This is a genomic window from Mucilaginibacter mallensis, assembly GCF_900105165.1.
GTDB lineage: Bacteria > Bacteroidota > Bacteroidia > Sphingobacteriales > Sphingobacteriaceae > Mucilaginibacter > Mucilaginibacter mallensis.
On the sequence record NZ_LT629740.1, the window covers coordinates 5,690,315 to 5,711,848 of the forward strand.

Here is a 21,534-nt window from a genome sequence, read left to right on the forward strand (position 1 = left end):
ATCTTTGCAGTCCAATTTAAACAGGATGTAAATTGCATTTTTGGTTTAAATGGCACACTTTTCGCAGTAATGAAGCGGATCGTAATAATAAAAATAGTGCGGGATGGAGCAGTTGGTAGCTCGTCGGGCTCATAACCCGAAGGTCGTAGGTTCGAGTCCTGCTCCCGCTACCTCAGAATCAGGCAGTTACTTACTCAAGTAGCTGCCTTTCTTTTTTCTGTTAACGTATTGTTAACGGTTCTTAGCTTGACTTTGGCTCAAATAAAGATACAAATTTCCCAGCATTTCTTAAAATCGTATCTTACTAAATCTTTAAATTTGGAATGAATGGATGCCTTACAGATGCACGACCGGTTACAGTATAGATTCGGCCAAAGGAGTGCGATTTACTACGTCCTCGTGATGGATGAGCAGCCGAAAACGTATTCATTTCTTCCTCCGGTTGAATTTCAAAATCAGATCATTCGTTTCCTCAGTTTTGTACCGAAGGATCTTTTGCAGATCAGCAACTCGCTCACCTATTTTGAACTGATCCAGCGAAACGGCTTAGATGACCCTTATCGGTTCCACGTAAAGTTCAGCATCAATTTAGATGAATATCTAAAGTTTATGCCGAACAACCGGCCGTATTTATTTTTTGTCGATAGGAAGTCTTCAAAGATTGACGAAGTGATCCGGCTATTAACCGCTTCACATACCGGCCTGCGTTTCTATTATTGTTTTAATGATAGTAAAGACAGCTTGCCGGTGTTACCTAACCAGGTTAATGATACCGGCCACTTTATGAAATTGCTGTATGAAAAACAAGAAGAACTGTTCGACCTGATGGGTATCCAGTATCAGGCTTTAGCGCCGGAGGCAGCGATTGGCTGGAAAGGATTCTATGATTTTCCATTTTTCGTACCTGCACAATCAAACTATCGTATTGCAAGCGCCGTCACAGGCAATTTTGAATATGTGAACGGGGATAAGGGGGACGCTGTTACTGAAAAACAAGTAATTTCACATGCCGAGGCTGCCAAGCAAGGTTTTACCGACCCCAAGGCCTTTACCAGGCAGCAGCAAATTGTGGAGCAGGCGGATAAGATCGACTTTTTTGCGGAAACCTGTTTTGATGAGGGGCTGATAAAACCAGTTCATGAGATAGAGCCATTTTTAAGTCCCATGATCCTAGTATTACCCTTTCAAAATCCTGATATCAGGGATTTTCTCCAAGAAAGTTCCAAACCTGAAATAAGGGAATATCTGTCGGACCTGGATTTTGAACAAACGGAAAATTATATTCACCAGGGACGGCCACCCAAATCCGCAGAGGCACTTCTTTTCAATTCTCAATTGATTGGTTTGAAAACGCAATTTCTTGACGATATCGCTTTCCTGCATAGTTCATTCACAACAGCGCCAATAGTTCGGTTACCGGCCCAGGGTAAAACGATGTACCGAAATTTATCTTTTTTCCGCACCGAAGCCGCAGGCCGGATTACCGCGCCAGGCAACCGCGCTAAGGTTTTAAAGACCATTCAGACTTTCGGCCATCAACTGTGGAGATTATGATGAATGAGACCACACCATTTCGGCGCAAGCTGACCCACTGTTTCGGGGCAAACTGACCATGGTATTTCGGGGCAAACTGACCCACCAAAACTCGTAGCAAATGCTGTAGAAGCAACCATCTTTTGAGGGCAAAAGACCCGTTCTAAGATGGCCAATTTGACAATCAGCATGAGTAAGATTAGAAAGATTTTAAGGATGAACAGCCAGGGTCGCAGCACGCGATTTATAGCTGCCCAGATTGATTCATCCCGGAATACCGTAAGAAAGTACCTGGCCGTCCTTAAGAAGAGCGGCTTTACCTTTGAAGAAGTTAATAGCCTGAATGATAAGGAACTGGAAGATATTTTCGGCAAGACCAGGGAAAACAACCAGCCAAGCAGCCGTATGCAATCCATGCTGCGCTGCTTTCCGCACGTCGATAAAGAGCTCAAAAAGACCGGTATGAACCGGCAACTCCTGTGGGAAGCCTATATCAAAGAGTTTCCTGACGGCTATAAGTACACCCAGTTTTGCACGTATTACAACCAATGGAAGACCAGGGTCAACCCGACCATGCACATGGATCACAAGGCCGGAGACAAGCTATACGTTGATTTTGCGGGTGAAAAGATGAGCTATACGGACAAGGAAACCGGTGAAGTCATTGAAGTAGAAGTCTTTGTAGCAATCCTTGGGGCCAGTCAGCTCACCTATGTAGAGGCTGTTATGAGCCAGCAAAAGGAAGACTTTATCGCAGCCTGCGAGAATACCCTGCACTTTATCGGCGGCGTTCCTGCCGCCATTGTACCGGATAACCTGAAGGCGGCTGTAACCAAAAGCAGCCGCTATGAACCAACCCTTAACGAAACATTTGAAGACTTCGCCGACCATTATGGGACTACCATTCTACCAGCGCGGGCGTACCGCCCGCGTGACAAGGCATTAGTAGAAGGTGCCGTTAAGATCATTTATACCAAGGTATACGCCCCTTTAAACAAGCATGTCTACCATTCTTTAACAGAACTCAATACAGCGATCTGGCAGGCCCTGGAAGTCCATAACAGCCAGTTGCTTAAGGGTCGCAATTATAGCAGGATACTACAGTTTGAAGAGATCGAGCGTGGGGCCCTGGCACCGCTACCTGTCCTGCGTTACCAGTTCAAAAAACACTTTTATGCCAGGGTGATCAAGAATGGCCATGTCAATCTCGGCCCTGATAAACACTATTACAGTGTGCCTTATCGCTTCATCGGCAAGCGGGTTAAGCTATTATACTCCCGCACTATTGTAGAGATCTACTCCAATTATGAGCGTATCGCTTTGCACCCGCGCGAAAAGAACCCCTATGGTTATACTACTGACAAAGAACACATGGCCAGCGCTCACCGCTTTAAAAGTGACTGGACACCAGATATGTTCCTCAATTGGGCGGCCTCCATTCATGAGGATGTCAGGCTATATATCCTTCAGATACTGGAGCGTAAACAACACCCCGAACAGGCTTACAAATCCTGCCTGGGGGTACTTGGCTTTGCAAAAAAAGCAGGGAATGACCGGTTAATAATGGCCTGTCAGCGAGGGCTCAGTTATGGCCTTTATAGCTATAAAACGATACAAACCATATTGGAAAACAAGATGGACAACTATGAGGAAAGCATATTTGCCGATGAGCTACCCATGCCTGATCATGGTAATATCCGGGGAAAAGACTATTACAAATAACCATTTAAAACAACAATAACATGAACACAAGCACCTTAGACAAACTGCGGAAGATGAAGTTCTTCGGCATGTTCCATGCCTTTAAAAGCAGTATGGAAACCGGTAAAACAAACGATTACACGGCAGATGAACTACTGGCCCACCTGGTAGATGCAGAATGGGACGACCGGCAGAACAGGCGTATCGAACGCACGATCCTATATGCCCGGTTCCGCTATAAAGCTTCAATTGAAGATGTTCATTATCATGCCGACCGAAGTATCGACCGCAACCAGATCATGCGCCTGGCAGATTGTACGTTTGTTGACCGCTTCGAGAACCTGCTGATCACCGGCAGTACCGGTATCGGTAAAAGCTATATTGCTTCTGCTGTGGGCTACCAGGCCTGTGTATTGGGCTACCGGGTATTGTACACCAGTACACCCAAACTGTTCGCTAAACTGAAGATGGCCAAGGCGGACGGCTCCTACATGAAAGAGCTGGCTAAGATCGAAAGACAGCAATTGCTCATACTCGACGACTTTGGTATCCAGCCTTTTGATGCACAAAGCAGGGCTGCGCTAATGGAGATCATTGAGGACAGGCACGGTAAGACCTCGCTGATCATCACTTCGCAGTTGCCAGTGAGCAAATGGTTTGAAGTGATCGGTGAAAAAACGGTTGCTGATGCGATCCTTGACCGGATCGTTCATGATGCACACCGCATCGAGTTAAAGGGAGAATCTATGAGAAGAAAACGTAATGTTGAACCAGAAAACAGCCATTAATGAAATTACCTTTTAAATAACTATTTTTGTACATGCTTTTATAGCATTTGCTGCAACCCAAAAGTCAGCTAACCCCTGGGTCAATTTGGCCCGAAACAGGGTGGTCAACATCTCCATAATATACACGCAGGATCTGAACCGGTTATTATACCTCATTTTGCTAACGCTGATGTTGGTTTACAATATTACCGGCGGCCTTTTTCCCGACCCCAAGATCGGCATCCCTATCTCCACCCAGATGATGATCGCTTACGGAAGCGGCTTCCTGACGGCTTCTTATTTTCCTTTTTATTTTTATAAAGCCTGCGATTTGCCACCTCTTCGCTGGCACGCTTACTTTGGCGTGCCGCTCTTCCTGATCCTGCCGTACCTGCTCTTTTTTGTGGTGATTTATACGATTAACGGCAATCTGAACCGGGATATTAAGTATGGAATGGTGGTGCCATTTATATATGCCATGGTATTGCTTTGGGTGATGCTTCAGGCAATCAGGAAAAAGCACAGGAAAGAAAGGAATCGCCATAAATATCTGGAAGAAATTACAATGTACTGCGCTATCACGCCATGGGCATCATTAGCCTTTTTCGGGGCAGTCGAAAGCAGCCAGCTGATTGAAGTGTTATGCACGAATACGGGCATCATCGGAATTACTTTTCTTTTTATCTGGAAATCAATTAAGTCAGCAAGGAAGGAATATCAACGCCTGATAGAACTGGCCAATAAAAATTCGGAAACGGTAGTCTTCGAGCAGACGTGTCGGTATTATCGGCTCACTGGCCGTGAAATCGAAATAGTGTTACTGGTCAGGCAGGGCTTATCCTATAAGGAGATTTCTGAAAAGCTTTTTATAGCGGGGAAAACAGTCGAGAATCACATCCAGAACATATACGAGAAGTCGCAAGTCAAGAACAAGGTTGCTTTACTTCATAAATTTTTTCACGGCGTATGAGCTTTTAACAAAAAATCCAGCATTAATTCTTTCGATTGTTAAGCCAAAAAATGTTCGTTTCAGATATTTATCTGAAGTAGGATTCTCTAATGTTGCTGTCAGCGGTACGTTGGTCCGTTTTATTATAGGCAGGAATCGCTACAATAATTGCAACGTTGCACGGTCCAGTTCCCCTCGGCGATATTTTTTGAGGACAGCGCTTAAGCCGGGTCTGCTCCGGGGACCTGCGCAAACAAGGTCATGGATGATAAAATACCTTTCTACTTTATCTTTAATCAAATAAACTAAAAACTAATAATTCAGTCACTTAGCTGACAGCGGCACTAGTTGAAAACACCTGAATCTTATCATGCAATAAGCTAAAATCAATTATTTAATCATGATGAAAACAGTTAATTCGTTGGCTTACTTTCCGCCGACAGGGCCTAAGTCCACTAAGTTTAGACAAAATGAGAGAAGCCATTCTAAATAAGATATATGCTAGTAGCGTTTAAGCGGGAAATCAATATTTGTAATGTGAAAGAGAACTTTAGCAATCAGGCCGGGATGATCGAACTTGCTAATACAAAATATTTTTTGCAATTGAACTAAGGGTTCGTGGGCATCATTAGTATCGTGATTAGTTACTTTCAAGCCATTCAAGAACTCTTTCTTTGTTTTTTGCCACAGGAAAAAGCGTGCTTGTTAGATAGTAACGTGATAATGATCTTTCATCTATTTTAATATTTACTAAATAATTGGTGTAAGCTGAATAGGAACTTTGATATAAAAATCGGGTTGCAAAAATGCTTCCATTTACCCGAACCGAGTCTTGAAAAAGGATCTGATCGTTTGAATATATTTGACCGTTTATAATAGAATTTTTTCCAATGGTAGCCAAGTTCGCGCTTATTGATTCCTGGTAATCTTTTTCTTCAAAAAAAATAACGGCACCACTAATTTTGGCATTTGGTCCAATCTTCAAAAAAGCATTTTTTTTAACCAGGGGCGACTTTTTTCTTAATATTCCCAAACAAGATGGATAATTAAGTTGACAGTTTTTGCCGACACTTAAAGAGTCTTGAGCGAAAAACTGAGCTTTACCGCGAAAGCCGTCTCGAATAATAATAGATTTCGCAAATACCATTACATTATCCATTCGTGTAGTGCTATCTATAGTGATAGTTGTGTCGGAATGTATGATAATATTTCCCTTAAAATATAGCTTTTGAAATATTGCAATCTTTTTTCCTAAATTGATGAATTGAGTTTGATTATTAAAAGAATTTACAATTGAATCATTTTTTGTGGTATAATCTTCAGCACCAAGCTGAGATTGATATAGCGCGATTAAATGGTGCAATCTACCATCTGCCAATATTGGTAGAGTAGGACTACTTTGATTTTTATTACCTATGACAATTCTTTTATCGCCGTTGTAAAATTTTCCGTCGACATAGGCTGGTTTGACACCTCCCGCCGGGATGAATATATTTCCGCGGATCATCGAATTTCCGCTAATTCCAAGCGAGCCATTATTATCTGAAAAATATAGCGCCGCCCATTTTGTTGAATCAATCAAATTCGCAATGCTGAAAATATTATATAACGTGTCGTGCTGAATAAAAGCTTTTGCGATACCTATATCATAAAGGCCCCAAAAGATTCTTTGGGTAGAAACAGAGTCATTTTCTAAGTTATAGAGACTAAACGACTTTTGATTCGCATAACTGGTATCATCGCTGGCCAAAATTATATTTGTGGCGGATGCTAGATTATTATTCAACTGACTGCGCCTATTTGCTTTTTGATATTGAAGTCTATAGAAATAACCCGTCACAATTAGCGATGAACAAATAACACCGATAACCAAAGCAAATATGATGACAATATATAAAGCTGAGGATTTAATCATTGTGTGAATAAAATAAAAAGCAATTTATTGCAAATTGAATTGACGATTTATTATAACTATGCATGAGACGTACAAAGGTTTCAGATGATAAATATTGAGATTTTTTTTTACATGTCCAACAAACACATTGAGGGAAACTTATCATAAACATCTAAACTCTCAACCTCGTTCAACTCATTGTGATGTTAATGCCTATCGATTTCGCGCCATCGGTTCTGGGGGTGAAAGTAGTACCCAGGTTAAAGGGGGCTGAAGTGAGAGATTTATGAATTATTTAACTGAGAATATGTTTATTTATTTTTTATAATAAATTGGAAATGTGTAAATAAACTTTTAATATTGTTCAGCAACCTCTTATAAATAAACCAATCATTTTTAAACCTATATCACAATTAATGTCATGAAGATTTTCCTAATTTCAGATTAGCCTGTAATTATATACCGCCGTATATTACTGCGTATTTATTACTATGCTTTACCCGGCATGTGTGGCATGCCTTTGTCCCAAAAAAGGATTTTACACTATTTTACTCAATATTTTTATGAATTCGCTAAAGAGAATAGCATTGTTTTTTGTTCTAACGGCAGGTAGCGTAAATAATTTGTGCGCTCAGCAATGGCAGGGGTGGTCAGTGGCTATCCCGAGCCCCAATGCGTCTAGTTTGGGCCTGTATACGGAGCTGCCAGTGTCCTATTTTACGGGTATTCCCAATATCAGTGTACCTCTTTACACAGTCAAAGGGAATAAGATCAACATGCCAATTTCGATGAGTTATAACGCTTCGGGTCTCCGGCCGGAAGTTCACCCAGGATGGGTTGGTAATGGCTGGAGTCTTCAGGCTGGCGGATTAATAACGCGAAAGCCCAACGGTCTGATTGATGAGTATAACAGATCCAGCGAAGGCGCCATGGGTTATTACTATACACACGGTAACATATCAGCGGCGAATTGGGCCACAGCTGCGGCTGTCAATACTGCCGTACTTTATTATGGTACCAATCATAGTGAAGGGATAGACGCGGATGAACAGCCGGATGAATTTGATTTTAACTTCCTCGGTTATTCAGGGAAGTTCTTTTTAGACCAAAATGGCAATTGGCAAGTTCAGTGCGATAAAAACCTTAAGGTATCATTCCAGGCAGCAGATTTGGCTTATCCCTATATCTACAATACTGATCTGGGAGGTAGTGGCGAGATGTCTAAGACCTTTATGAGATTTACGATCACTGATGAGGCTGGTAATCAATATATTTTTGGCAGCAATGATACCTATAACACAGGAATCGAATTTACCGATGTTATGATCCCTAACGGAGTAAGAACAAGTTCCCTTACTGCCACTTCCTGGTATCTGACCAAGATTATTTCTGCGGATCAATCTGAAACGATTAATCTTTCTTATGAACGGGGTCCGCTGGAAAGCACTATCGGATTCAGCTATAGTGCAAACCAGGGCCAGGGAACTAGCCCGGGAAGCTTTGGTACGCCGTCGATGTCTTGTTCCGGCGGTAATCCAGGCTCCTCAGGTTTTTCTGGCAGCTTAATTTTTCCGGTCTATCTGACAAAGATAACCATGCCGACAGAAGACCTAGAGATTGATTTTAAGAAATCAGCGACTGCGGAATTGAAATATGCAACTGCTGCTTACACCTCGCCATTTGGTTCATCAGCCAACCCCTATGCCCAGGTATACCAAAGCGCGGGTTATAGCATCAACCCTCCCCCAAGTGATTTTCCAAGTCCATATTTAGCTGACAATACAATTATGACGTCAACTATTATTCCTTATTTCGGAACCAATACTTTGCCAGCTGAAGATCCTAATATAGGTTACGCCAGCCGTTGTATCTGGTTGAAATGTGACGGGTTTAATATTGTAAATTCATCTAGTGGAGTTGTGGAGAGATCGGCGAACTTCAGTTATAATAATGACCCTACCAAAAGACTGCATTTAAATGCTATTAGCATTAATGATAGAAACTCGTTGGCTGTTCAGAATTACAACTTTACATATAACCCTTTAGCGTTAGCTGGATATTTAGCCAGTAATACGGATTCCTGGGGATTTAATAATGGTAACACTACAACTTTTGCAGTCACCAATACCGCGATACGCGCTCCAGACCCTACAGGAGTTCAGACCCAGGCGGAAATACTGACCTCGTTAACTTATCCCACAGGTGGTGCCGCCAATTTTTACTATGAGCCCAACACGTACAGCCAGGCCATTAATCGCAGCAGCGGGGTGGCCCCGGCGGCAGTCACGGGCGTTACTGGCGGATTGCGGATCAACCATATAACAAGCATAGATAACAACGGAAATAGCCTAACCAAAAAGTATTATTACGTAAATGGTTATACGCCTACAGCACAACTGTCCTCATTACCGTCAAGTGGTATCCTGGACAGCCAACCACTCTATAATTTCACGATTAGCGGAACAGATTTAAGCAGCCATTCCTTCACCTACCAATCTTATTCATCTAGTCCAGTATTTCCATTAACAGCAAGTAGCACCGGAACACATATAGGTTACACCAATGTAGCGGAGGTGCTTTCTGACGGTAGTTACACTATATATAATTTTACCAATGATGACAATGGGTATCAGGATATTGCACCATTAAGTAATATTAATAAAAATGGAATAGATTATTTCTATAGTACCTCGTTGGCTTACGAACGAGGTAAGCTGCTGAACAAAACGAGTTATAATCAAGCAGGGCATCCTGTTTTGTCCGATGCAATCAATTACTCAAATACGGTAACCAATGCCACCAGTCCTGCACCAACTTACACCGCCAATGCGGTCGCCTCGTCACAACTTACTATTTGCTCGACTAATAATGTGGGGGCTATATCCCGCACGTCTTATCAATTATATTATTATCCGTTCGTTCCGATTTCAGAAGCAACAACCAGCTTTGACCTTAACCTTACCGGAGCCAATAATTTCTTGGCTACTACTAAGAACAACACCTATGATCAGTACCAAAACCTGATAGAGCAGGATATTACAAACAGCGACGGTAATGTAGAAAAGACCAGGTATTTGTATCCCTATAATTTTGCGACCAGTAGCAACACGAACCCATACAGTATGATGGTGACGCAGAATATGAACAATGTGGTTATAGAAAAAATACAGACGGTGACAACCGGAGGAACGGAATATGTCACCGGTGGGGAAGTACATACATACCAATCCTATGGTAGCGGAAAGTTGTATAACGACGCGGCCTATAACTTTGAGGCTACAGGTACAAATGCATTTAGTGCTAAAACACCATCAACCTATTCCGGGGTACTTACACCCGGGCAATTAAACCTGGACGGCCATTACATTTTAAAGCAAAGCCTGTTCTATGACAGTTTTGGCAATGTTTCCTCAACTTTGGACAATGCTGGTCGCGTGACGGGTTATGTATGGGACTATAATGGCAGCAAACCCGTTGCCACGGTGCAAAATGCCAATAACATCTATTCGAATATTTCCGGCTCGAATCCGGCAACGACATCGAGTTATACCGCCTTTGTTCCAGGTTCAATAAACGGCTCTGTTTCCAATACGATAATCGTTCAGCGAACTGGGAGCGTAAACGTGTCAGTTGCCTACAGTAACAACGGCCTATCTGGTAATAACTCATCGACCATAGGATGCATATTAACCAACGGGCATTATTTTACAGAGGTTAACTTATGTACTTCAACTCCCGGCGGAACAAGCTCCTGTGGTTCTACGGCCGCTTCTGCTTCCATCGCCAATGTGCCTCCCGGTACATACACACTGTCCTTCACCGTGTATACAATGGCAGGATTCCAAAACTACTATGGATTTACCGCCAATGTATCCTATCCGACCTACCAATATTATACCTCAAGTGGATTTAACGACATCGCTTATAATTCTTTCGAATATGCAGTCGCAGGTGATATAGTTGCGCCTTCGGGAAACTGGACTGGTATCACATCTGGCAGTATTATAAGTGGGAGTGCGGCAGCAGGGCATTATTACTATAACCTAACCGCATCGGTTAGTGGAGCGCCGCTAGTCTCTGGCGTACTTAATCCTGCGCAGACATACATCGTAAGTTACTGGAGTAAGAACGGTTCTTACACGGTTTCCGGATCGCAGTCGGTGAGCCAGGGAACGAGTATCCCGTCGCTGGCCAGTCCGGTATGGACCTATTTTCAGCATGTGGTTACCGGTGTGTCTGCTGTAAGCATCAACGGCAACGGGGCAATCGATGAATTGAGACTATATCCCCAGAGTGCTCAAATGACGAGTTATGTTTATGAACCCCTGGTTGGTTTAAAAGGCTCGGCAAATGCAAAATCGCAGTTCACTTATTATAGCTATGATAACTTTGAAAGATTGAATGCGATCTCTGATCAAACGGGTAGCATCGTCAAGGCATATGCCTATAACTATGCGGCGGTGACTAACCAGCCGGTAATTACAGGAATATCGGAATCTGCAGGAGTGGTGACCATAAACTTTACACCTGTAAGCGGATGCACCGGAACACAACTGACATATACGGACATGACTACGAACGTAACCAATCAGGGCAACAACGGGTGCAGTTCACCAGTGCAGATTACACTGCCTCGGAATGGTCATACCTATAGGTTCACGATCACCTGCTACTCGGCAACCTATCCGGCGCCGACTGGGACTACCTCGGCACCATCCACCCTTGTATTAAACTAATTGCAGATCACAATAAAAAAAGAACCTGATGAAACCTTATAAACAATCTTTATTTGTTATCGCGTTAATCTTATTACTGGGATCCTATACCAGATCTTTTGGTCAGAACTGTAACTTTACGCATTATACGTTAACACCCAATGGATACGTTTGCAGCAACACTGTAACCATAACCATGTCCGGATCTCAATCCGGTATAACTTATACACTTAATGGGAACGGTGCCCAATTTGAGGGAACCCTTACTGGCACAGGCTCTGCACTGACATGGAGCAATGTTCCTGATTATATAGGAGGAGCTTATTCGGTGACCGCAACTTCGGCTGCCTGCACGACACCAACTACGGTAGCAACCACTACAATCAACTATGAAACAACGGCAGCAGGTGGAACAATAACCACACCTAACGGAACAGCATTGCCATGCGGAGGTGGATCAATAAATTTAACGGTGCAACCAACGGTAGCCGGAACAGATTATACGTACCAATGGTTTTACAATGGCGCACCACAAAATAACACAAATGTACAGACATATGTGGTCACCCAACCCGGCAGTTATTTTGCGGTAATACATAACACTTGTTCAGGCGCTCAACTGGCTGCAGTTACGATTACCGCATCACAAGGGGTTAGTAATCTTGGCACAATCACAGGTCCCGGCAGTGTGAGCGCTGGGACTACGAGTGGTACCTATACTGCATCAGCTTCAAATTCTACAGGTTATTCCTGGGCGCTAAGCCCAGCAGGTGCGGGTACGATCAGCGGGAACAGTACTACGGGAACGGTGACATGGAATACGTCATTTAGCGGAATTGCTACAGTTAGTGTTATTGCGACCGGGTGTAACGGAAGCTCGGCCACGACAAGTTATGCGGTAGCCTATAACCCCAATAACCTGGATTATAACTATGTGGAAGAAACTAATGTTCGAACACCAAACATTACTACGATAGCCGGTCTTACGGGTCTTTCCATCGGCCAGGTAGATATTGGTTACACTTACTTTGACGGATTGGGAAGGCCGATGCAGAAAGTTATACAGGGCGCTTCAGGTACAGGAAAGGATATAGTTCAGCCTATAGCCTATGATCAGTTGGGAAGAGAGGTATATAAATACAATCCTTACAGTACGTCTACTGGCACAGCCGGCGGTTACCGCTACAGTGCGTTGAGTGGCAGCAACGGTTATACCAGCGGGGATCAATATGCTTTTTACCAGGTTAATTCCACAGATCATGTGAATACTACCTACCCCTATGCACAAACTGTTTATGAAAATTCACCACTAAACCGGATAACAAACCAGGGCGCCGATGGCGCGGACTGGCAAATTAGCGGCAATCATACGGTCAGACCCATTTACGCATTTAACAATGCGACTTCTTGGAGCTCAAGTCCCTCTACCAGTATGCAGGTAGCGTTGTATACAGCGACAATCAACAGTGATGGCTCACGGACACTGGGCCGCGCGAATAATACCGCTACTTATAATGCCGGCCAGTTAACCGTAAATGTTACCGAAGATGAAAATTATACGACAGCTATGGGCCGGGCGGGGACAACCGAGGAATATAAAGATATAGTTGGCCATATCGTACTCAAACGTGCTTATAACCTGAAATCAGGGTCAGTAGAAGTTTTGTCGACCTATTATGTTTATGACATCAACGGGAATCTCGCTTTCGTATTACCGCCAATGGCAGGTGGAGATGCGACCATGGCAATCAGCCAGACCACGCTAAACAACTTGTGCTACCAGTACCAGTATGATGAGCGCAACCGGATGACGGCCAAAGCTGTTCCGGGCAAGGGATGGGAATACATGGTTTACAATAAAGCCGATCAGGTTGTGGCGAGTCAGGACCCTAATCTTTACGCAAAGAATCAATGGCTGATCACCAAGTATGACGCTTTAGGAAGAGTAATCATGACGGGACTATGGAGCAATAACAATACAGTTATTTCACCGACAGCATTGCGGATAGCTGTCTACGGTGCGCCGCAATGGGATGTCCGAACTCCATCCAATACGACCACAGGTTATACGATCAGTAGCTATCCCCAGACACTTGACCAGATATTAAGCATTAGTTATTACGATGACTATACCGCTCCGGGTATCCCGACGCAACACAAAACTACTCCATCTCTTATGACTAATAGTCTTTTGACGGCTACAAAAACGGCGGTACTGGATAATGCCAACGCCGGCGCGATGCTCTGGACAGTCAATTATTATGACGACTTGGGCAGGAACATCGAAACCGTCAAACAGCATTACCAGGGAGGCGCTGTATCTACTTTTAATTATGATGATATTGTTTATGGGCTGGACTTTGCCAACGAGGTTAATACTGTTACCCGTTATTTTTATAATACAGCTGGCGGTGCCACTCCAGTTAATACGATAACGACTGCCTATACCTATGACCAAGAGGGAAGGGAACAAACCGCATCGGAACAAATCCAAAACGGCGGCAATACTCCTGATGTGAATGTACAACTATCGAAGGGTATATATAACGAGCTTGGATTACTTGTTACCAAACAGCTGCATACGGTAGGCACGGGAAATCCTTTCCAGACGGTGACTTATGGTTACAATGAACGCGGCTGGCTTATTAATAACAGCGCGGCTTTATTCTCAGAAAAGCTGCAGTATAATAACAATACCATTAATCCCACCCTAGTTACCAGTTTTGCTCCGCAATATAATGGTAATGTCGCTACACAGTTGTGGACATCGAATGGTGGTCAGCAACAATATTATGCCTACCTGTACGACAATTTGAATCGACTGACGAGTGGCATTGGCTCCAATGGTTATAGCGAGCAGGGGATCATTTATGATCAGAACGGCAACATCAGCAACCTGCAGCGCAGTTGGGCAGGCGCAATCATTGATCAGTTAAACTATAATTATCTAGTAGGAGGACTTCCCACCAATCAACTGCAATCTGTGCAGGATGTCAATGCTGATGCAAGCGTACATGGTTACAAGTATGGCACTTTCACTTACGGCTACGATCCCAACGGAAATGTGATCCAAGATAACTTTCGTGGAAGAACGGTTACAACGACAAATATCCTAAACCTTCCACAGGTAAGCAGTTTTTCCGGTGGTACGGTGACGATCATCTATGATGCCAGCGGCAGAAAGCTGCGCAAGGTATCCAGTCCGCAGGGGGTTACTACCACTACGGATTATATTGACGGCATAGAATATGATAATGGCGCTCTGACCTTTATTCAAACGGATGAAGGCAGGGCTGTCCCGCCAACAACAGGTACTAGTTATAACTATGAATATGACCTTGTGGATCACTTGGGCAACGTCCGGTTGACCTTTGACACCAAATCAACCGGTGCCGCAAATATGATTCAGTCGGATGATTATTATCCTTTTGGTTTAGACATAAATCATTCGATAGGTTTTCCGCCCAATAACTATCTCTACAATAAAAAGGAATTTCAGGCAGACCTGAACCTATACGATTATGGTGCACGGTTCTATGATCCGGTGATAGGACGTTGGACAGTTTACGATCCGGAAGGAGAAAAATTCAGAAGATATTCACCTTATGCATATGCATTTAATTCACCCATTGTCTTTTTTGATCCAGATGGTGAATGGCCAAGATTGGGTCAAATGTTCAATGGACTCGGTGGAATGTTTGGCGGTGGAGTAGCATTTGCAGGTGGTATCACTATTGCAACAGCAGGTGCTCCAACCGGAGTTGCGATTGTTGGAGGAGTTGCGCTTTCAGCTTACGGCGTTACGACATTTGGATTGGGGCTCGCTAATTTCCTTAACAGTTTTCAAGATGAAAAAGTCGAAATCCCAGGCTCGCTTCCTGAAGCCGTAGGTCATGTCTATGATGAAGATCATGGTAATCAAAACGATGATGGACAATTTATTGGTTCAACTATTAATATTGGGGTCGATGTATTTACTGGAAAAGGTTTATTAGACTTTGCCGCGGGTTTTATCGATATTGGTGAATATAGCTACGGGCAGGTTGTCAGCACCCCCAAAGATGAAACTAAAAAACCAGATGTACCAGCACCAGCACCAGCACCAGCACCTGCACCTGCACCAGCGCCTGCACCAGCGCCTACACCTGCGCCAGCACCAAAACCTGCGCCAACGCCTGCACCGAAGCCGGCTCCAAAACCAACACCGAAGCCAAAACCAGCACCAAAACCGAAACCAAAACCGCTGCCACCAATACATATCATAATACCACCAAATCAATTATGAAAAACATAGGACACACGACAATCATATTCCGAAGTTATTATTTAACTAAAAGTCTATATTATCTTTTTGGGTTAGGGGCAATAACAACGGTATTGATTTTCCTTAAATCGAACTTGGCTGTAGCTTCGGAACTTCAAATAAGTACTACACTTGTAGGTTTCGGAAGCATTATTGTGATTTATTTGAATAAACTTGAACCTCATTTCATAAAGCTTGACGAAGAACAACTTTCAATAGATTACATCAACAAATTATTATTTTCCCGCCCATCTAAAGTGTATTTAAGAAAGGAAATAAGCATGTCACTAAAAAAAAATATAATGACAATATATCATAAGGGAGTGAAACTCGCAATTATACGTAAAGCGGCTTTAGAAGAAAGTGATTGGAATTTGTTAAAAGAATATTTTGCAATATGAGCTTTTAAACTTACGTTTATCATGGATATATTAGCATTCAATAACCATTAATAAAATTAATGCTGATCATTATGTTTTTAAATTTCAATAAATAATGGCACGTGAAAACGAAGATAAATACTATAAATTTTTGTTTTACTTTGACCGGACGACAAAAAAAATTTTTGTTTATGATCCCGTTGCAAACCGTTATACACTAAACTTTGCAAATGGTTGGTCTTATGTGATATTTGCGATAATAATGGTTTTTGTAGTGTTGTGTATTTTTATTGGAGGAGCTCACAGAGGAAAGTAGCGGAATATTTTTTTTACAATAATTTTTCTTATATAGTTATAGACATAACGATAAGGTAGTTGTAGTTTTTACTATCATTCTGTCAGTAAATTAGTTTTTAGCTTTAATATGCAATTACGTTTTGCAATTAACAAAGAATATAACTTTTTCGGAACTACCATAGTGGATATACATTATGTTGACCGTTTAGGATAAATTTCGGTTGGACACATGTTGACCAGCCATAATTAATATGACTAAATTCACGTATTGTAAAATAGACTACAGTTGCAAGTATAAGCAAACCGGAATAGCTTGGAACAAGCTAACGTCATCTTTGTATTCAATGAATAAAGTGAAAATTTAGTCCATTTTAACATTTAATTAAAAAAACACAAGACTAATTTATAATTTAGTCATAATGAAATTTAAACCTACTCTTTATCTTTTTCTTACTATAAGTATCATGCAGGTATTGTATTCGTGCCAGGATATTATTGAACCTTCGATCAGCAAAAGCAATTTACAGCTGGAAGCACCAACCGATCAGTATATCAGTCCCAGCTATGCAATCAATTTCTGGTGGGACGCGGTAGATCATGCAATATCTTATCACTTACAGGTGGTTAGCCGGACTTTTGCTTCGCCGGGTGGGTTGGTACTGGATACGATTGTTTCTACCAATAAATTTACGGCTAACCTTAATCCGGGCAGTTACCAGTGGCGGGTTATGGCAGAGAACGGGAGTTCACAAACAGCATACGCTAATCCAAGGACATTAACCGTAGCCGCTTCCTCTATCAAACAACAAGCAGTTCTACTAACTTCACCAGCCAATAATTACCTGACTAATCAAACTACGGTGGCATTGTCCTGGGGAGCTTTATACGGCGCGACCAAATACCAGTTGCAGGTCGATACCAATAGTTTCACAGATACCACCAAATTAGTCTACAACAAGGTGATCGCAACGCAGCAACTAAACTTCACTTTTCCTAAAAACCAAACTTACCAATGGCGGGTAAGGGCTGAGAATGATACAGCTTATTCCGTATGGTCCTTGTCGAACACGGTGACCTTTGATAATATTCCCCCGGCGCAGGTGGTATTGTCGTCACCGGCAAATAGTATAACGGTCAGTTCACCGGTGAATTTGCAATGGACGGGAGTGTCCGGTTCTAAATCCTATAAAGTATATGTTTTTAAGAGCGACTCGACTACAAGCTATAATTCTACCTTTCCGGTATCAGTAAATACAACGGACTATAATTTTACCCTTGGCGCTTCTGGGGATAAGATTTACTGGAAGGTGTCCGCTGTTGACGCAGCCGGCAACGAAGGAACGACAAGCGTGTTAAGAAGTTTTGTCCTGCAATAGTTATGAAAAACAAGAGGCTTACCTATGCGCTGGGCGTCGCTGTACTGGTCGTCTGGGGGCTGATCATTTACAGGTTCGTTGCCTATGTGAAGACAGACGATATCAGTGATGACACGCCTGCGGCATTTACCAAAGAGCCTTATAATGACTATGCGGTAAAAAGGGACACGAGCACTTTGAATTTAAAATACAGTGACCCCTTTGGGCTGGTAAAAACTGTGGATACCAATAAAATCATTAAAAAACGTGTAGAACTCCGGTCCGCAATTGCACCGCAGCCGGTTTTCAATTGGGATTTTATAAAATATACAGGTTATATCCGCAATCCGGAAACCAAAAAGTTGATTGCTATTTTACAAATTAACGGTAAAAGTGCAATGCTGGCAGAAGGCGAGGTCAGCGATAACGTTAAACTCTTAAAAAATATGCAGGACTCTGTCAAAGTACGTTTTAATGGTAAAGTAAAATATATAGTTATTCACCATGGGTAAGATTGAAAGAGCATTTTTTATACTATTATTACTGCCTGTATTAGGCTTTGGGCAGCAATTGCCGCCGTCAGGACTTGATAAGGTGCATGTTTCAGCGGACAGTCTCAATATCCAGGCAGAGATCCTGCCGGTAAGCGACGCACCCGAGTTATTCAACGACCGGTTTTATTTCTGGTACAGCGCAAATATGATTCACACAACTCAGGGCGGCTTTAGCGGACGGCTGCTGAATGGTTGGTATAAAGCATATTATCCCAACAAGAATTTAAAAGAAGAAGGTGTTTTTAAAGAAGGCCTGAAAGACGGCATATGGAAGGCCTGGAATGAAAGCGGGAATCTGATCCAGCAATACACCTGGAAGAAAGGACAGCGTTCAGGAAAATATTTTCTATGTGATGAAAATGGTTACATCAGAGAAAGCGGCACATATAGAAACAATGTATTGAAGTTGAAGGACACCACCTCATTCTGGAGGAAGCTGGAATTCTATAGAAAGAAAAAGATGGATACCATTCATGTTGCACATTGATTTATTCAACGGTAAAAAATCCGCCTGATAACCGGAAAAAAACAAGAAGTTCTGCAATGACTGTAAGCAAGTTTATGATAAGACCAAGAGTTAAGGCTTCAACCATTATAGAAGTATTAATCTCTATGATAATTATCATGGTGGTATTTGGCATAGCAATGATAATTTACGCAAATGTCACGAAGTCAGGGCTTTCCGAATTGGAGATTCGTGCCGGAGCATTGCTAAACGAAACATTGCAAAATGATGAAAAGGATGATGCGGTAAGCTCCCGGATTTTTAATGTTGATATTTTAAGAATAGAACAGCAAGTGAAAAGCTATGACGCAGATGGCAGCCTTTTGGAGATTGACTTGGTCGCTTATGATGTCAATGGTGAGAAGATGGCAGAAGCACACAAAATTATTCCCAATAGAAATGATTGAGAAGAAAGTAAATGCCTTCACCATCATGGAAGTCACCATCACGATGATGATAACTGCAATCGTTATAGGTATTACTTATACAGCCTATTCCATTGTAAGCCAGTCTTACATGGGCTATCAAAAAAAAAATGATGGCTTAACGGTTTTGTCACGTATCGACCAGTTACTGGCCAAAGATTTCGCGCATGCGGCGCTGATCAGCAAAACACAGGACGGTCTGTTGCTTTCCAGTCCATCAGATAGCGTAAGCTATGTATTCGCGCTGGGTTTTATTGTCAGGAAAGGTCCGGTCATTGATACCTTCAAAATACAAAGCGGGGGCCTCACTACATTGTTTGAAACTCAGCCCATCAGCGAAGTAAGCGCTGACAGCGAGCAGAACCGCATTGACGAACTCAGTTTTTTTATCGTGCTTAAAAACGGGAATATTCCGTATCATTATCAGAAACAATACAGTTCAGTAAATCTTTTAGCAAGAAACCATAATGCCATCAATTGATCTTAATAGGTACGAAAAGAAAATCCCGGGTAAAACCGGCACGCCAAAGACAAGTGGCGGACTGATGGAACTGCTCAACAAGGATATCAGTTTTGGGAGCAAGGAACTGAATGATAAAAAGAAGGAATCGCTGTACCTGGAACTGAGTTCGCTCCTGCGGGCGGGAGTGAATTTAAAGAGCAGTTTTGAGCTCATCACCGCCGATCTTAAAAATGAAAAGGACAAGGCACTTTACCAGTCCATACAAAATGACGTATTGCATGGAGTTACCTTTTCGCAGGCCTTGCAAAAAAGCGGCCGGTTTTCCTTGTACGAGATATTCAGCCTGCAGATCGGGGAAGAGTCGGGCAAATTGATCGAGGTGCTGCAGGATATGGCTACTTTTTACAAAAATAAAATCAAGCAGCGCCGCAAGATCGTTTCGGCATTAACTTACCCGGTGGTGGTCATGTGCACTTCCTTTGGCGCGGTGTTTTTTATGCTGAAGTTCGTGGTGCCGATGTTTGGTGATGTCTTTAAACGTTTTGGCGGGCAGTTACCCTGGATCACAGCGAAGATCATCAACATTTCCAAAGGGATGCAGGATTACTTCCCCTGGTTTATGCTCTTCGTAGTGCTTGTTTTTATACTGATCTTCAGCGTGCGTAAAACGGAGCAATACCGGAAGCTGGCCGCGCTGGTATTATTACGGATCCCGGTCGTAGGTGGCCTGGTCCAGAAGATCTATCTCGCCCGCTTTTGTAATTCGATGCGACTGCTGATCAACGCCCAGTTGCCGCTTTTACGCTCCATCGCCCTGATCCGGCAGATGATCGGTTATTACCCGATCGAATCCTCGCTGCAAAAGGTCGAAGACGATATCATGAGCGGCAGGTCGCTGCATGAAAGCCTGCAGCAATTTTCGATCTATCCGCCGAAGATGATACAGCTTATCAAGGTGGGCGAGGAAACCAACCAGTTGGATTATTTTTTTGAAAAGGTCTCGGAACAGTATATAGAAGAGGTGGAATACAAGACCGCAGCGCTCAGCAGTGTGATGGAGCCGCTAATTATTATTTTCCTGGGCCTGATCGTGGGCATCATCCTGGTTTCGATGTACCTGCCTTTGTTCCAGATGAGCAATAGTTTGCAATAAAAGAGAATATGGGTTTACCGGGAGATTTCCAGGTAGACCTCTAAAACCAGTTTCTTTATTTTATCACCATTGTTCCTGATGCCGGTTACTTTCCAGTTTTCGGAGCGGATGATGCCGATTGCACTTTGTTTTTGGAGCAGGCTGCTCATTTTTAAGAGCGAAAAGTAATCACCTTCAAAGTCCAGTTTTTCGATCATAAAATGCGCCGAGGTAAAGCTGGCGTCCTGCGCAGGCACTTCTGCCAGTTTTACATTTTGCCGATCTGCCAATAGGGTGACGCTGTTGATCAGGTTATTCCGCAGGGCCGTTGTGTCGGCTTGGTATAGTTTGATGAGCTTGTCCAGGTTGCTGTTTTTACGCTCTAGGTAGTCAGGCTGGCCCCCCAGTCCCTGAGCCGAAGACAGTTTTTGTTTTAGTTCCTTATTGGTCTGCCAGGCCTCAAATGTTTTTTTGAAAGCTAGCTCATAGCCCATCACGAACAAAAGAAGGGCTCCGATGATCAGTAGGTAGTCATTTTTAATGGGTAGTTTTTTCAGCATG

At 42.9% G+C, this 21,534-nt stretch carries 15 protein-coding genes and 1 tRNA gene; 14 read left to right on the top strand and 2 right to left on the bottom strand.

The window, feature by feature from the left end; all coding sequences use genetic code 11:
• The first annotated feature begins 97 nt into the window (after nt 1-97).
• The 5 genes from BLU33_RS23440 to BLU33_RS23460 all read left to right on the top strand — a co-directional run bounded on the left by BLU33_RS23440 (nt 98) and on the right by BLU33_RS23460 (nt 4,971).
• Nucleotides 98-170: transfer RNA gene (locus BLU33_RS23440), tRNA-Met, on the top strand.
• A 157-nt stretch (nt 171-327) separates the two neighbouring features.
• Nucleotides 328-1,554, top strand: a complete 1,227-nt coding sequence (locus tag BLU33_RS23445; protein WP_157682343.1) for a hypothetical protein — start codon at nt 328-330, stop codon at nt 1,552-1,554.
• A 168-nt stretch (nt 1,555-1,722) separates the two neighbouring features.
• Nucleotides 1,723-3,255, top strand: a complete 1,533-nt coding sequence (istA, locus tag BLU33_RS23450; RefSeq protein WP_232009318.1) for an IS21 family transposase — start codon at nt 1,723-1,725, stop codon at nt 3,253-3,255.
• A gap of 20 nt (nt 3,256-3,275) precedes the next feature.
• Entirely contained in the window at nt 3,276-4,022 is a 747-nt protein-coding gene (gene istB, locus BLU33_RS23455) for an IS21-like element helper ATPase IstB (RefSeq protein ID WP_091369152.1), read from the top strand.
• A 169-nt stretch (nt 4,023-4,191) separates the two neighbouring features.
• Entirely contained in the window at nt 4,192-4,971 is a 780-nt protein-coding gene (locus tag BLU33_RS23460) for a response regulator transcription factor (protein WP_091379227.1), read from the top strand.
• Between the two features lie 619 nt (nt 4,972-5,590).
• On the opposite strand, the gene BLU33_RS23465 is transcribed toward BLU33_RS23460, so the two are convergent.
• Entirely contained in the window at nt 5,591-6,865 is a 1,275-nt protein-coding gene (locus BLU33_RS23465; protein ID WP_091379230.1) for a hypothetical protein, read from the bottom strand.
• Between the two features lie 542 nt (nt 6,866-7,407).
• On the opposite strand from BLU33_RS23465, the gene BLU33_RS23470 reads away from it, so the two are divergent.
• The 9 genes from BLU33_RS23470 (at nt 7,408) to BLU33_RS23515 (ending at nt 20,994) form a co-directional block, all read left to right on the top strand.
• The gene (locus BLU33_RS23470; protein WP_157682345.1) at nt 7,408-11,580 is read left to right on the top strand and encodes a hypothetical protein; all 4,173 of its coding nucleotides are present in this window, start codon (nt 7,408-7,410) and stop codon (nt 11,578-11,580) included.
• Nucleotides 11,581-11,608: 28 nt separating this feature from the next.
• Nucleotides 11,609-15,844 (top strand): DUF6443 domain-containing protein, encoded by a 4,236-nt coding sequence (locus BLU33_RS23475; RefSeq protein WP_091379237.1) that lies wholly within the window; start codon nt 11,609-11,611, stop codon nt 15,842-15,844.
• The gene (locus tag BLU33_RS23480; RefSeq protein WP_091379241.1) at nt 15,841-16,263 is read left to right on the top strand and encodes a hypothetical protein; all 423 of its coding nucleotides are present in this window, start codon (nt 15,841-15,843) and stop codon (nt 16,261-16,263) included. Before BLU33_RS23475 ends, BLU33_RS23480 begins: the two co-directional genes overlap by 4 nt.
• 695 nt (nt 16,264-16,958) lie before the next feature.
• Nucleotides 16,959-17,915: a hypothetical protein gene (locus tag BLU33_RS23490; protein WP_091379247.1), complete on the top strand. Its 957-nt coding sequence runs from the start codon at nt 16,959-16,961 to the stop codon at nt 17,913-17,915.
• Between the two features lie 2 nt (nt 17,916-17,917).
• A complete protein-coding gene (locus BLU33_RS23495) occupies nt 17,918-18,406 on the top strand; it encodes a hypothetical protein (RefSeq protein WP_091379250.1) in 489 nt (162 codons plus the stop codon).
• Nucleotides 18,399-18,935, top strand: coding sequence for a toxin-antitoxin system YwqK family antitoxin (locus tag BLU33_RS23500; RefSeq protein WP_091379254.1), 537 nt, complete (start codon nt 18,399-18,401; stop codon nt 18,933-18,935). The genes BLU33_RS23495 and BLU33_RS23500 overlap by 8 nt, the downstream gene beginning before the upstream one ends.
• Before the next feature lie 74 nt (nt 18,936-19,009).
• The gene (locus tag BLU33_RS23505) at nt 19,010-19,360 is read left to right on the top strand and encodes a hypothetical protein (protein WP_157682347.1); all 351 of its coding nucleotides are present in this window, start codon (nt 19,010-19,012) and stop codon (nt 19,358-19,360) included.
• Nucleotides 19,353-19,859: a PulJ/GspJ family protein gene (locus tag BLU33_RS23510; RefSeq protein WP_091379260.1), complete on the top strand. Its 507-nt coding sequence runs from the start codon at nt 19,353-19,355 to the stop codon at nt 19,857-19,859. The genes BLU33_RS23505 and BLU33_RS23510 overlap by 8 nt, the downstream gene beginning before the upstream one ends.
• The gene (locus tag BLU33_RS23515) at nt 19,846-20,994 is read left to right on the top strand and encodes a type II secretion system F family protein (RefSeq protein ID WP_091379263.1); all 1,149 of its coding nucleotides are present in this window, start codon (nt 19,846-19,848) and stop codon (nt 20,992-20,994) included. Before BLU33_RS23510 ends, BLU33_RS23515 begins: the two co-directional genes overlap by 14 nt.
• A 14-nt stretch (nt 20,995-21,008) precedes the next feature.
• Here the strand turns inward: BLU33_RS23515 and BLU33_RS23520 are convergent, their stop codons facing one another.
• Nucleotides 21,009-21,533, bottom strand: coding sequence for a hypothetical protein (locus tag BLU33_RS23520; protein WP_091379265.1), 525 nt, complete (start codon nt 21,531-21,533; stop codon nt 21,009-21,011).
• Nucleotide 21,534: the final 1 nt, after the last annotated feature.